This is a genomic window from Shewanella litoralis, from assembly GCF_009828585.1.
Taxonomy (GTDB): domain Bacteria; phylum Pseudomonadota; class Gammaproteobacteria; order Enterobacterales; family Shewanellaceae; genus Shewanella; species Shewanella litoralis.
This window is the reverse complement of record NZ_WSRZ01000166.1, coordinates 1-251: the sequence shown is the minus strand read 5'-3', so window position 1 is coordinate 251 and position 251 is coordinate 1. Positions and strand designations below refer to the sequence as shown.

Here is a 251-nt window from a genome sequence, read left to right as displayed (position 1 = left end):
GACTCATGCAATTAATTACTATCAGCTTTCCAAATTGTTAAAGAACAACACTGACCGGCTCGCGGCGTGTTTCACTCTACTTCCGAAGAAGTTAACAAGTAATCTGTGTGAACACTCACATGCATTGCTGCACTTTAGGTATTGAGTTAGTCGTATAGGTAAGGAGGTGATCCAGCCCCAGGTTCCCCTAGGGCTACCTTGTTACGACTTCACCCCAGTCATGAACCACAAAGTGGTGAGCGTTCTCCCGA

At 46.2% G+C, this 251-nt stretch carries 1 rRNA gene; it reads right to left on the bottom strand.

Going from position 1 to position 251, the window contains the following annotated elements:
- Nucleotides 1-159: 159 nt before the first annotated feature.
- A 16S ribosomal RNA gene (locus GQA99_RS20500) occupies nt 160-251 on the bottom strand; the annotation flags it as partial.